The organism is Herpetosiphonaceae bacterium (genome assembly GCA_036374795.1).
GTDB lineage: Bacteria > Chloroflexota > Chloroflexia > Chloroflexales > Kallotenuaceae > LB3-1.
Genome location: DASUTC010000001.1, coordinates 1 through 15,039 on the forward strand (window position 1 = coordinate 1; position 15,039 = coordinate 15,039).

The 15,039-nt window shown below is 62.3% G+C and carries 4 protein-coding genes; 3 read left to right on the top strand and 1 reads right to left on the bottom strand.

Annotation, left to right across the window (positions count from 1 at the left end; genetic code table 11):
• Nucleotides 1-87: 87 nt before the first annotated feature.
• A complete protein-coding gene (locus VFZ66_00005; GenBank protein HEX6287533.1) occupies nt 88-6,381 on the bottom strand; it encodes an amino acid adenylation domain-containing protein in 6,294 nt (2,097 codons plus the stop codon).
• A 1,727-nt stretch (nt 6,382-8,108) separates the two neighbouring features.
• Here VFZ66_00005 and VFZ66_00010 point away from each other — a divergent pair.
• From VFZ66_00010 to VFZ66_00020, 3 genes are all read left to right on the top strand, one after another.
• Nucleotides 8,109-8,549, top strand: a complete 441-nt coding sequence (locus tag VFZ66_00010; protein HEX6287534.1) for a response regulator — start codon at nt 8,109-8,111, stop codon at nt 8,547-8,549.
• 169 nt (nt 8,550-8,718) lie between these two features.
• On the top strand, nt 8,719-14,091 hold the full coding sequence (locus VFZ66_00015) for an AAA family ATPase (GenBank protein ID HEX6287535.1): 5,373 nt from the start codon (nt 8,719-8,721) through the stop codon (nt 14,089-14,091).
• Between the two features lie 159 nt (nt 14,092-14,250).
• Nucleotides 14,251-14,979 (top strand): DUF434 domain-containing protein, encoded by a 729-nt coding sequence (locus VFZ66_00020; GenBank protein HEX6287536.1) that lies wholly within the window; start codon nt 14,251-14,253, stop codon nt 14,977-14,979.
• Nucleotides 14,980-15,039: the final 60 nt, after the last annotated feature.

Genomic DNA, 15,039 nt, shown 5'->3' on the forward strand with positions numbered 1-15,039 from the left:
CGCGTTACCTTCGGCACAGGAGAAAGGGAGTCGTATCTACTTCGTTCTCGCCCTTTGTTCTTTGTTCTTTATGCTCCGTTAGTTCCCCTACGCGACCGGCTCGACGGCCCGCGCGGAGAGCACCTGGCTCTGGAAATGCAGCACGCCGCGCTCGATGAAGTAGGTCAATGCGGCCCGGATCTGCTCGGCGCTGAACGTCGGGCAGACAATCGAGCTATCGGCAAGCCCCTCGATCGTATTCCGGCAATCGTAGTGCGGCATTGCGAGGAGATCGACCCAGTCTTCTTCGGTGGGCATCGCCGAGAGGAAGGAGAGCAGCGGATACAGCACGTTGTCGTGCTCGCTCTGGGCGTTCGCCAGCAGCGCGGCGTACCACTGGGCGTAGGGCAGCACACGGACCGGGAAGCCCGCCCGCTTCACCGCCTGCGCCAGCTCACGAAACTGGATCGGCTGCGGGTTGAGCAGGTGGAAGACCTGGCCGATCCGATCGCGCTGGAGCGACAGGTGGACGATCGCCTGCGCCACATAATCGACGGGCGCGAGATTCTCCTGCATGTCGATGTCGGGCGCGCTGCCGAGCTGCACCCAGCCGGTGATCAGCCGCGCAATAAAGTCGTCGGGATTGCTCGCGCCGGTGACGCTGTGGCCGGCAATCCGCCCTGGCCGGTAGATCGACACGGGCAGGCCGCGCTCCTTAGCCGCCATCACCAGATGCTCCGCCACCCACTTGGTCTGCACATAGCCGCTGTCGATGCTATCGATCGGGCCGAGCATCTCCTGCTCGTGGACCCGCCCGTCGGCGCTGCGGGCGGCGGTGCTGGCGACGGCGACGGTGGAGACGTAGTGCAGCGGCTTGACGCGGCCCTGACACGCCAGGCGCAGCACTTCCTGCGTGCCCAGCACGTTTGCGGCCTTGAGCGCGGCGTAGGGATAGATAAAGCTGACCATCGCGCCGCTGTGGTACACGCCGTCGATCGTATCGGCCAGCGTGGCAAAGGCATCCTCGGAGAGGCCCAGGCGCGGCTGGCCGAGATCGCCGGGCACCGCAACGATTCGCGCGCTGAGCTGCTCATCCCACAGCCCATATGCTTCCAGCGTGGCGCGCAGCCGATCGCTGCCCTGGTCGCTGTGCTTCGCGCGGACCAAGCAGTACACATCGGCGCTCGTCTTGCGCAGCAGCTCGTGGAGCATAAAGGCTCCCAGGAAGCCGGTCGCGCCCGTCAGGAAGAGCGCCTTCGGCTCCGCAACAAACCAGTCATCGCTGGCCGTGGGGCGGATCGACAGGTCGAGCGCGGTATCGGCGATCAGATCGACCAGCAGATCAAGCGACTCATCGCTCTCGAAGCTTGGCTGCTGCACTGCCTGCACCGCCTGCGCGCATCCGGCGACGGTCGGCGCGGCGAAGAGTTCGCGCAGCGGCAGGTCGATGCCGAAGCTCGCCTTGATCTGCGCCGTGAGGCGGATCGCCAGCAGCGAGTGGCCGCCCAGCGCGAAGAAATCCTCATCGATGCCGACCTGCTCGACGCCGAACAGCTCGGCCCACAGACCGGCCAGCTGCGCCTCAAGCGCGGTGCGCGGCGCCGCCAGCGTCCGCTGCTCTGCCTGCTGCGCCCGAACCGGAGCCGGCAGCGCCAGGCGATTGACCTTGCTGTTGGGCGTGAGCGGCAGCGCGTCGAGCACCACGATCGCGCTCGGCACCATGTAGGCGGGCAGACGCTCCTGCAAATACGCCTTAAGGCCAGGAGTCAGGGCGTCATGCTCTGTATTCTCGACCACATACGCCACAATGCGCTTATCGCCGGGAGTATCTTCGCGGACAATCACCACGCACTCGCGCACGCCGGGATGCTGCTGCATCAGCGTTTCGATCTCGCCCAGCTCGATGCGGAAGCCGCGCACCTTGACCTGGTGGTCGATGCGGCCCATGAAGGCGATGTCGCCGTTGGGCAGATAGCGCGCCAGATCGCCGGTCTTGTACAGCCGCGCGCCGGGCATGCCCTGAGGGCACCCGCTGAACGGATTGGGCACGAACTTCTCAGCCGTCAGTTCGGGCCGGTTGAGGTAGCCGCGCGCCAGCGCATCGCCGCCGATATACAGCTCACCGGCAACGCCGACCGGCACCGGGCGGAGGTGCTGATCGAGCACGAACATCTGCGCGTTGTGGATCGGGCGGCCAATCGGCGGCAGCGCGGCCCACCTGGTGGGGCAGCCTACCAGATCATGAGCGGTGACGACATGCGTCTCGGACGGGCCGTAGTGGTTGTGCAGCGTACAGCGGCCAAGGCGCTGGATCAGCCGCACGATCGCCGGAGTCATCTGGAGCTGCTCGCCTGCGGTGATGATCTCGCGCAGACGGCTGGGCACGTGCGCCTGCTGCTCGGCGGCCTCGGCCAGAAATTGCAGCGCGACGAACGGCAGGAAGATTCGCTCGACGCCTTCGCGCTCCAGCACGTGCAACAACTGCGCGCTGTCCTGGCGTACCTCGGACGAGATCAGCACCAGCGTGCCGCCGGAGCACCACGTCGAGAAAATCTCCTGAAACGACACGTCGAAGCTCAGCGAGGCGAATTGCAGCGTCACCGTCTGGCTGCCTGGCGTCCACTGAGAAAGTTGCCATGTCAACAAATTGATTAAAGGACGAAGGCCCATCGCCACGCCCTTCGGGCGGCCCGTCGAGCCGGAGGTGTAGATCAGGTAGGCCAGATGATCACCTGTCGCCGCATTGGCGGTCGGCCAGGTCGGCTCGCAGGCGATACGCTCCCAATCGCTATCCAGGCAGAGCACCTGAGCGCTGTGCGCGGGCAGCATCTCGACGAGATGCCGCTGGGTCAGCAGTACAGGAGCCTGAGCATCGGCCAGCATAAACTGCAAGCGCTCCTGGGGATAGGCCGGATCGAGCGGCAGATAGACACCGCCCGCCTTGAGCACCGCCAGCACGCCGACGACCATCTCGATCGAGCGCTCGATGCAGATGCCGACGGGCACGTCCGGCCCGATGCCGAGGCGCTGGAGATGATGCGCAAGCTGGTTCGCCCGCCGATCGAGCTCCTGGTAGGTCAGTTGCTGATCCTCGAAGACCACCGCCACCGCGTTGGGCGTGCGCGCGACCTGCGCCTCGACCATCTCATGCAGCCGCCGATCTTCGGCATAGGCTGTGCGCGTGGCATTCCACTCGACGACGATGCGCTGCTGCTCGGTCGTCGGCAGCAGCGGCAGCAGCGCCACCCGCTGGTCGGGATTCTCGACCACGCTCTCCAGCAAGGTCTGGAGGTGGCCCAGCATCCGCGCGATCGTCGCGGCATCGAAGAGGTCGGTGTTGTACTCGAAGGAGGTGAGCAGACCGCCGGGAACCTGGATCATTTCGAGGAAAAGATCGAACTGCGCGGTGACGCTGGTATGAGGCAGGGCTTCGACCGTCAGCCCGTCGAGCTGGACCGGCTGGCGCGGCGCGTTCTGAAGGGCGAACATCACCTGGAAGAGCGGATTACGGCTGGGATCGCGCTCCGGGTGCGCCAGCTCCACCACCTGCTCGAACGGCAAATCCTGATGCATATACGCGCCCAGCGCCATCTCGCGCACGCGGCCCAGCAGCTCGCGGAAGCTCGGATGGCCGCTCAGATCGGCGCGCAGTGCCAGCGTGTTGATGAAGAAGCCGATCAGGTCCTCGAACTCGCGGCGGCGGCGATTGGCGATCGGCGTGCCGACCACAAAATCGGTCTGGCCGCTGTAGCGCTGCAATAGTACCTGAAAGGCCGCCAGTAGGGTCATGAACAGCGTCGTGCCCTCGCGCTGGCTCAGCTCGGCGAGCGCCTGGGTGAGCGCCTGCGGCAGCACGATCGACTCGCGCGCGCCGCAGAACGTCTGCGACAGCGGACGGGGTCGGTCGGTCGGCAGGTGCAGCACCGCGCCACAGCCGGAGAGCTGCCTGGTCCAGTAGGCCGTCTGCTCGGCCAGCACCGCGCCTTGCAGCCACTTATGCTGCCACAGCGCCGCGTCGGGATACTGGAGCGTCAGCTCGCTCAAGAGCGTTGGCTGATCGGTCAGGGCCGCCTTGTAGCAGGCCGCCAGCTCGCGCCAGAAGATCGAGAGCGACCAGTCATCGATCACGATATGGTGCAGCGTCAGCAGCAGGACATGCTCTTCGGCGCTGAGACGCAGCAGCGTCGTGCGCAGCAGGGGACCGGCAGCCAGATCGAAGGGCCGCTGCGCCTCAAGCAGCGCAAGCTGCTGCACGCCCAGTGCCTGCTCGGCGGGATCGAGCGCCTCAAGATCGACGATCGGCAGGGAAATACGCACCTCTGGCAGGACCACCTGAACCGGCTGCTCGTCGCAGAGCCGGAAGACCGTCCGCAGCGCTTCATGACGCTGCACAATCGCGTTGCAGCTCCGCTCCAGCGCGTCGACATCCAGCGCGCCGATCAGGCGCAGCGCCTGCGGCACCAGATAGGCCGGATTACCGGGGGCGAAGCGCTCGATCATCCACAGGCGCTGCTGCGCGAACGAGAGCGGCAGATTGCCCGATGCAGGCCGCCGGAGCTCGATCTGGGCTGTCGGCAGATCGCCTGCCAGGTCGAGGTCACAGGAGAACGTCCGACGATCAAGATACATCTGCGCCAGATTGTCGGCGATCGTCGGGCCGCCGAGCTGCTCGCTGATCGCCGCGACAACCTCGGCGACCGTCGCGTGGACGAAGAGCGTCTGCATCGACACATCGGCCTGAAACGCCTCGCGCAGCCGCGTCAGCACCTGGCCGGCCAGCAGCGAGTGGCCGCCCAGCGCGAAGAAGTTATCGTGGATGCCGATCGACGTGACACCCAGCACATCGGCCCAGATCTCGGCGACGGCGGCTTCGGCAGGCGTGCGCGGGCTAACCAGCGCATCCTCGACCACACGCGACAGCTCCGGCGCGGGCAGGGCCTTGCGATCGACCTTGCCGTTGGGCGTCAGCGGCAGCGCATCGAGCATCACGAACGCGCTCGGCACCATGTACTCCGGCAGGCGCTCCGCCAGGAACTGCCGCAGCGCCGGTATGCCGTGCTCTGCTCCTTGCTCGTTGTTCGTCACGACATACGCGACCAGGCGTTTATTGCCGGGGGTATCCTCGCGCGCCACTACGGTACACTCGCGCACGCTCCGATGCTGTTGCAGCACTGCCGCGATCTCGCAGGGCTCGATGCGGAAGCCTCGGACTTTGACCTGATCGTCGGCGCGACCGATAAAATCGATATTGCCGTCAGGCAGATAGCGCGCCAGATCGCCGGTCTTGTACAGCCGCGCGCCGGGATCACTGCTGAACGGATTGGGCACGAACTTTTCCGCCGTCAGATCTGGACGATTGCGGTAGCCATGCGCCAGGCCGATACCGCCGACATACAGCTCGCCGAGCTCGCCTGCCGGCACCGGCTGCATCTGCTCGTCCAGAATATAGCACTGGGTGTTGTAGATCTCACGACCGATATGCGGCTGCGCGCCATCGGCTGCACAGCGCGCGGTCGTCGCCCAGATCGTCGTCTCGGTGGGGCCGTAGGCATTGAAGAACATGCGCCCGCATACCCAGCGTGCCACCAGCGCGCTTGAGCACGCCTCGCCTGCGACAATTACCGTCTTCAGCGCGGGCAGCTCGGCGGGCGGCAGCGCGGCCAGCGAGGACGGCGGGATCGTAATATGAGTAATCGCCTGTTCGCGTAGCAGACGAGCCAGATCGGGGCCTGGCAGGAGCATGTCGCGCGGGGCAAGATACAGCGTTGCGCCCACGCCTAAGGCCATCACAATTTCAAAGATAGAAGCATCAAAACTGATCGAGGCAAATTGGAGAATTCGGCTCTGGGGTCGCACATCAAAGAGATCAACCTGCGTATCAACCACATTGCCCACGCCGCGATGGGCAACCAGCACACCCTTTGGCTTGCCGGTCGAGCCCGACGTATAGATCACGTACGCCAGATTCTCTGAGCCGGTCATGCAGGCTGGCGTAGCCGCACGCTCATGTGCGAGCGTGGACCAGTCCGCGTCGAGCGTGATGATCTGGACGCGCGTAACGTCAACCTCTGGCAGTTGATCGCGCAGCCGCGCCTGGGTGAGCAGCACCGGCGCCTGCGTATCGACCAACATATACTGGAGCCGATCCTGCGGATACGCCGGATCAAGAGGGACGTAGACACCGCCGGCCTTGAGGATACCAAGTAACGCAACAATCAGCTCAAGCGAGCGCTCCATGCAAACAGCAACACAAACCTCTGGCCCGACACCGATCCTGCGCAGCATGTGCGCGAGCTGATTCGCGCGGCGATCAAGCTCGCCGTAGGTCAGGGATTGCTGCCCGAAAACCAGGGCGACGCTATTGGGATGCTGGGCTACCTGAACCTCAAACAGATGATGCATGCACGTGTGTTGGCCCGATGTTTGGACCAATGACCATGCTCCGGGCATGGGGTTCTGCTCCATGGCAGTAAGGGGGGTAAGAAGCGCGGCCTGGCGCTCCTCGACATGTGTAAACACAGCTATGCTCCTCTTGACGACGGAAGATGTTAAGTCAGGCAGTTATCCATGCAGGTCGTATGAGCGTGTTGGTGGACCAGCCTTGCCTCATCTGAGGTTTGTGATAGAACGTGTCGTCCAATGGTGGAGCAACCGATACCCCTTTGTTACGGTTGCGTATCGCAGGGCATTCATTGGCAACATACATCCGCACAGCAACGTGGTATGCGCGCATATCGCCGGATCTGGCGGACGTGGCCCAGATCTGCATGTGTGCTGCATGCGACAAAGCGATTTCAGATGTTCGGATCGTGACGCGGTCTGCGCCTCCTTCGGTGGGCCGACTAAGTGTGTTCAGCGCTGGAGCGACCATCCGATGCGTCGTGCTCGTGGGCTGGTCGATAACGAGTGCGGGAGCGAGCCAGGTATCGCAGCGATCTGCTCGTTGAACGGCTGGCTCTTTGTCTAAAATGGTACTTCGTGTATCCATAGTGTATCGTTTGTGCGTCTACGTGGACGCTACTGTTACTTTACGGCTTTTTATTGTCCGATATATAACGTCATCGTGGTGTTAGAGAACATGATAACCGGTACTTGACTACCTTGTTAGCAGGGTACCATCCCCGCCTTATCACGAACCTTACCATTATTTCGGCTCGAATCGGTTGACTTCTTAAGGTTCAGATCAGGCAGCCGTCTGGCCGCGTTCGGCTGTCACGCACGTAGCCCCACTGCTGGCTGTTGTAGCCCGTGCGCTACAGCCGAGTAGCCGCGCCTCAACGCCGCACGTGAGCCTTAAAGTTACCAAGAAATACAACAAATAAAGAGAAAAAGGAGCGAAAAATTCTCCTTTAATACCCCCTAATGGGATACCTTGTTTGCGTAAAAGCTCAAATACCCTCCCTTCCTGTGCGCCTTAACCAATGAATCGAGTGTACGCGATACCGGCGATCGTGCCATATCAGCGCAGGATCGCCCCTCAGCACACGCATATCGATCGGACGTACGCGGGGGAACAAACCAGCCTTCGGCGGGGCCATGCCGCCGAGCTTTTTGCTGTGCTGCTGCGCCGCAGGCCCGTCTCATCGCGGCGCAGAAGCGACCGCGTACGTCCTGATCGATTCGCGGCACGATGCGCTTGCATCAGCCGTAAATCTTCTATACTGCATAGGGAGCGAACACATTATAAACGAGAATGGTTCTTGTTGTTACACGCCACAATGAACGCAAGAGGTGCCCTGATAGTACTATATCCACCCGACAGCGGCCTGTGGTATATGTACAATCAGCCCGGTATAGGATCCAGGTTAAGGGGACGGCTGCCGACTGTACTTCTGGCGCAGGAAGACAGGACCGACAGACGTTCAGCCCATATAGGCAATTTGCTAATCTATACGCTATCCGCAGCTTGTCGCTAGCCAGCTTCCCCCCACATTTCTTCATCGGCAGCGATTATGTTGGAAACGTTATCCTACGTTGTGTACCATTCTGTAGGCCGCACTGCCGCTGTGTTTCAGGCAGCAAACATAGTCGTGCAGATCGCTCCCGCACGTTGTAGGCAAGACTGTTTAGCAGCGATCGTATATGGAAACATCCTAGCCCTTCATCACACGACAAAAGGAGCCGCCATCATGACGACCAGCCTTGTAGACCCAAGGGAAGCCGTGGTACTGCTGGTAGAAGATAATCCAGACAATTTATTCATCTTCTGCGATATTCTGCGCGGCGACGTCGGCGTTAAGTATTGCAACGCGCGCGCGTCGGGGCGTCAGCTCTTTAAGCTGCTCAACGATAATGCCTTACGCCGCCCCGATCTGATCTTGCTCGACATCTCCATCCCCCACGAAGACGGCTTTACCGTTCACCGCAAGCTGCGCACGTTCTTTGAAGAAATGCAGTTCGATACGCAGCCGATGGTCGTCGCGATCACCGCCAACTGCATGCCGGAGACGGTCGAGCGCGCCCGGCGCGAAGGCTTCGACGGCTTTATCGGCAAGCCGATCGAGCGCTCGCGCTTTATCCAGCAGATCAACCGCATTTTGCAGGGCGAGGCGGTCTGGGAGCCGCACTAAGCGGCGGCGCTGCCGTGGCGCGCAGGCAGCATCGCGCCTACGGCAGGCACGGCTTACATGATTGTATCTTTCTGAGTATCGCTAAGCTCCCGGTTATCCAGAGAACTGTCAGTGGCAGTACATCTCAACCTTCGCTTCGAAGATGGCCGGAGATATAAGGAGCAGCACAATGTCCATAGCTTCTGGGTATACCATGCCTACTATTTCTGGATACAGCATATCCGAGCAGATCCACGTAGGCGCGGCGAGTCTGGTGTATCGCGCGACACGCAACTCCGATGGGAAGCCCGTTATCCTTAAGTTGTTGAACAACGAGTATCCTTCCCCCGCTGAGCTTGTCAAGTTTCGCCGCCAGTACGACATCGTCAAAGATCTGAAGCTGCCTGGCGTGGTGCAGGTGTACGCCCTGGAACACTGCAATAATACGTTAGCGCTGATTATGGAGGACTTCGGTGGCTCTTCGCTGAAGCATGCGGGCGGTACGTCGTCCTTTGATATTACGTCATTCCTCAACATTGGCATCCAGCTTGCCGACATCCTGGGGGCGATCCACCAAAAAGGCATTATCCACAAAGATATTAAGCCGCAGAATATCATTATTAATCCGAAGACCGGGCAGGTCAAGCTCACCGACTTTGCGATCTCCTCGCTGCTCTCCCAGGAAAGCCAGCAGCCGATGACGATCCGCAACCTTGAGGGTAGCCTGCCGTATATGTCGCCGGAGCAGACCGGGCGCATGAATCGCGCGATCGATTACCGCAGCGATTGCTATTCGCTTGGCATCACCTTCTATGAGATGCTGACCGGCGATCTGCCCTTCCAGGCAAGCGATCCGATGGAGCTGGTCCATGCCCACATTGCGCGCATGCCGGTGCCGCCGCACGAGGCCAAGCCAGCCATTCCCAGGGCCATCTCCGACATCGTGATGAAGCTGCTGGCGAAGACTGCGGAAGATCGCTATCAAAACGCCTACGGCTTGAAGGCCGACCTTCAGTACTGCCTCGATCAGTGGACCTCGACCGGGCGCATCGATCCGTTTCCGCTGGGCGTGCACGATACGTCGGGGCTGTTCCATATTCCGCAGAAGCTCTACGGACGCGAGTCGGAGACTCAAGTGCTGCTTTCGGCGTTCGAGATGGTCAGCACCGGCGTTACCGAAGTGGTGCTGGTGGCGGGGCCGTCGGGCGTCGGCAAGTCGGTGCTGGTCTATGAGATCCAAAAGCCGGTCGCGCAGCAGCGCGGCTACTTCCTGGTCGGACGCTACGATCAGCACAAGCGCAACGTGCCCTATAGCGGCTTTATCCAGGCGTTTCAAGATCTGATCCGGCATATCCTCAGCGAAAGCGCCGAGCGGATCGCCGACTGGAACGCGCAGCTGGTCAATGCGCTGGGCGCGAACGGCCAGGTGATCATCGACGTGATCCCCGATGTCGAGCTGATCATCGGGCAGCAGGCGCCGGTGCCGCAGCTTGGCTTGACCGAGGCCGAAAACCGCTTCAACCTCGTGATGCAGCACTTCATCCGCGTCTTCGCCACCGATGAGCATCCGCTGGTACTCTTCCTTGACGATCTGCAATGGGCCGACCTGGCATCGCTGAAGCTATTGCAGGTGCTCGCCGCCGACCCGCAGACACAAAACCTGCTGATCGTCGGCTCGTACCGCGACAACGAGATGAGTCCCAGCCATCCGCTGATGCTCACGCTGGACGATCTGCGCAAGACCACGGCGACAGTCAAAGCGGTGACGCTCCGGGCGCTGGAGCGCAAAGATGTCAACGCGCTCGTCAGCGAAACGCTGCACAGCACGCCGGAGCAGACCGAGCCGCTGGCCGATCTGGTCTTCGATAAGACCGCAGGCAACCCGTTCTTCGTCAATCAGTTCCTCAAATCGCTGCACGACGACGGCCTGATCGTCTTCGATAACGCCCACGGCGAGTGGACCTGGGACCTCGATCAGATCAATGAGCGCAGCATGACCGATAACGTGCTGACGTTCATGGCCGAGAAGATCCAGAAGTACGAGCCAGCCACGCAGCGCATCCTGATCCAGGCAGCCTGTATCGGGCATCAGTTCGAGATGGAGCTGCTCTCGGTGGTTTCGGGCGAGTCGGCGGCGGCGGTTGCGGCCAAGCTCTGGCCCGCGCTGCGCGAAGGTCTGATCATTCCGATCGACATCGAGTATACGTTTGCTCAGCCGGAAAACAGCGACACGACCTCGACGACGACCAGCACCAACTCGTACATCAATATTGCCTACCGCTTCCTTCACGACCGCGTCTGGCAGGCTGCCTACTCGCTGATGAACGAGGACGATAAGCAGCAGCTTCATCTCACGGTCGGGCGGCTGCTGATGGAGACGACGCCACCTGAGCGCCTTGAAGAGCGCGCCTTCGACATCGTCAACCATCTCAACTACGGCATCGAGTTCATCACCGACGAGGCCGAGCGCATCAAGCTGGCGTGGATGAACCTGATGGCGGGCCGCAAGGCCAAAGCCTCGACGGCCTATCCCGCCGCCCGCGAGTACCTCAGCATCGGCATGGCGTGCCTGCCCGAAAACGCCTGGGACGAGCACTATGAGCTGGCGCTCGACTTCTATAAACAGCGCTCGGAGTGCGAGTACCTGACCGGCAACTTCGATACGGCTGAGGAGTACTTCGCGGTCATTCTGGAGCGTGCCCAGTCGAACCTGGAGAAGGTCGATGTGTACATCACGCATATGCTGCTGTACACCAACCTCGCCAACTTCGCGCAGGCGACCGCCCTTGGTCGTGAGGGCTTGCGCAAGCTCTTCGGGCTGGACTTCCCCGAAGACGAGGCCGTTCTGCAAGAGGAGGTCGGCAAAGCCCTGGGAGAGATTCAGGCGCAGCTCGGCGGTCGCGCGATCGAGGAGCTGGTGGACATGCCACGGCTGACCAACCCGGAGCGGCTGGCGGAGATGAAGTACCTGACGACGCTGATCCCACCGGCGTACAACACCAGCCCCAGCCTCATGGCGCTGATCGTACTGCGCATGGTGATGGTTTCGCTCACCGAAGGCCACGCGCCCGAGTCGTCGTTTGCCTTCAGCTCCTACGGCATCCTGTGCGCCGCAGCGTTCGGGCAGTACCAGTCGGCATACTCGTACGGCAAGCTGGCGCTTCAGCTCAACGAGATCTTCAAAGCCGTCGAGCTTCAGGGCAAAGTCTATCACGTGGCGGGCTTCTTCCTCAGCCACTGGAGCGACCATATTCGCAACAGCCTGGAGTATCTCAAGCAAGCCTACCTGCACAGCCTGGAAGTCGGCGACTTCGTGTATGCCGGGCTGGCCTGCTGGGCGCGCACCGAGTACCGCCTGATGGCCGGCGGCGAGCTGAACGATCTCTTCGGCGAGATCGAGCACTACATCGCGTTTGCGCGTCAGTCGAAGAATCCGGGCCTGCTGGCGACGGCCAACCTGACGCAGAATATGATTCGGACGCTGCGCGGAGAAAACCCGGCGCGCGATAGCCTGGACAACGACACGTTCAACGAGCAGGAGTTTGTCGCCCAGATGGAGGGTCAGGGGTTCCTCCTGATCAACCACCTGTACTATCTCTACAAGCTGATGCTCTTCAACATGTACGGCGACAACCAGCGCGCGCGCGAGATGGCGCTCAAGGCCGAGGAGACGCTCTACACCAACGCGGGCACGTACTTCATCCCGGAGGTCGGCTTCTGGTCGGCGCTGGCGCTGACCGGGCTGTACCCGACGGCCTCTGCCGAAGAGCAGGCCGCGTACAAGGCCACGCTGGAAGAACAGGTGGCGAAATTCAAGGCGTGGTCCGAGTATAGCCCGGCCAATCATCTCTGCAAGTATTACCTGCTCAGCGCGGAGATGGCGCGGCTCAACGGCGAGCACCTGACCGCGATGGAGATGTACGACCGGGCGGTCAATAGCAGCCGCGAGCAGGGCTTCAACCACTACGAGGCCATCGCCAACGAGCTAGCCGCCCGCTTCTTCCTCAGCCGATCGCAGGAGAAGATCGCGCGGATCTACCTGGCCGACGCGCGGCATGCCTATGTCGTGTGGGGCGCTACGGCGAAGGTCCAGCAGCTTGAGGAGATGTATCAGGCGCTCTTCCCCGCCGCGCCGATGCCGTCGCGCAGCCACGACACAACGACCGTCAAAGGCTCGACGACCAGCCACCGCTACACGACGACCACCGAGCAGAACGGCTGGCTGGATGTCGTCACGGTACTCAAGGCGGCGCAGGCGATCTCCGAGACGATCGTGTTCGAGACGCTGCTGCACACGCTGATGCATATCATGCTCGAAAACGCGGGCGCGCAGAGCGGCGTGCTGCTGATCGAGCGCGACAGCGCGCTGATCGTCGCGGCAGAAAGCCGCATGGAGCAGGAGGCCATCACCAAGCTGCCGCATATTCCGCTCAGCACCGCGCGCAACCTGGCGGCCTCGGTCGTGTACTACGTCAGCCGCACCAAAGAGGCGGTTGTGCTGCACGATGCGACACACGAGGGACGCTTCACCCGCGACAGCTACATCATGCGCAAGCAGCCCAAGTCGATCCTGTGTATGCCGCTGGTCAACCAGGGTAAGCTCGTCGGCATCCTGTACCTGGAGAACAACCTGACGACCGGCGCGTTCACGCCGGAGCGGCTGGAAGTGCTGCGGATCTTGTCGTCGCAGGCGGCGGTGTCGCTCGAAAACGCGCTGCTGTACGAGCAGCTCGAAGCGTATAACCGCACGCTTGAGGACAAGGTCGTGCAGCGTACCGCCGAGCTACAGCACATGAACCAGGAGTTGGTCGCCGCGCGCAACGCCGCCGAGGAGGCCAGCAAGCATAAGTCGCGCTTCCTCAACACGATCAGCCACGAGCTGCGCACGCCGCTCAACGCGATCATCACCATGACCGATCTGCTGGGCGCTGAGCGCAACGGCACGCTTACCGAGCAGCAGTTGTTCCTCCGCGAGCGGGTGCTCTCCAACAGCCGCCACCTGCTCGACCTGATCAACGATATGCTGGATCTTGCCAAGATCGAGGCCGGCAAGATGGAGCTTTCCAGGGAGCAGGTCCAGATCGAGGAGATCGTCCAGCAGGCGATGGAGACGGCGGCGGGTCTTACCAGGGAGAAGCCGATCGAGCTGCGCGCCGAGATCAGCCCGAACCTGCCGATGGTCGAGATCGATCGGCTGCGGATCAAGCAAGTGCTGCTCAACCTGCTCTCGAATGCGGCGAAGTTCACCGACGAGGGCTATATCCTGGTGCAGGCGATCCTCGAAGGGACGCAGGTGGTGGTGCGGGTCAAGGATACCGGCATCGGCATCGATCACGAGCATCTGCCGGTGATCTTCGAGGAGTTCCGCCAGGTCGATACGGGGACCAGCCGCCGCGCGCAGGGCACCGGCCTGGGCCTGCCGATCTGTCGGCGGCTGATCGAGATGCACGGCGGCCAGCTCTGGGCCAGCAGCGCGCAGGGCGTCGGCTCGACGTTCTCGTTCAGCCTGCCGATCACGCAGGACGTGGACCAGGAAGAAGTGGTATCGGCGGAAGCGGTCTAGCGCGCCTCTTTCCTCGCTTCACTTGTCGAAGAACACAGCAACAAGGAGATCGGGGGCAGGACGACACATCCTGCCCCCTGCGCTTATGCCTGTCGCGCAGCCGGTGTCGTATCATGCGTCGTGTGGGCAGCAGGCGATTCAAGGGCCGAGGAGGTGGACGTGAGTTCGGGAAAACAGCAGCATCGCGGGGCGCATCCTGAGGACCAGCGGCTATTCGCGCCGGAGCGGGTAGCGACGCTGCGGATCGCCACCGCCGAGCTATCCTGGCTGCTGAGCCGGGGCTACACCACCACGGCTGCCGTGAAGCTGGTCGGCGATCGGCATCAGCTCAACGAGCGGCAGCGCCTCGCGATCTCACGCGCTGCCTGCCCCGACACAAGCAGAGCCAGGCGGCTGGCGACGCGCGTCGAGCACCGGCAGATCGCGGGCGAGGCGCTGATCGTGGATGGCTTCAATCTGTTGATCACGGTCGAGGCCGCGCTCAGCGGCGGCCTGATCATGCTGTGCCGCGATACCTGTATCCGCGATCTTGCCAGCGTCCACGGCTCGTATCGCTCGGTGCAGGAAACCGACCGCGCGATCGATCTGATCGGCGAGGGACTCGCGAGGTTAGCGCCGCGCGAGGTCTGCTGGCTGCTGGACAAGCCGATCTCCAACAGCGGACGGCTGGCGGAGCGGCTGCGGGAGCATGCGGCGCGCTCCCAGTGGCCCTGGCACGTCGACGTCGTCTTCAATCCCGACAGCACGATCACCGCCTCCGAGCGGATCGCCGTCAGCTCAGACGCGATCGTGCTCAACGGTGTAGCGCGCTGGGTCGATCTGAATGGCTACCTGATCGGGCGCTATCTGCCAGACGCCTGGCTGCTCGACCTGCGCGACGAGCCTTAGTCCCACCATCACGATCCGACGTACATCCGCGTTACCTCGACGCAGATGCCGATCAGGACG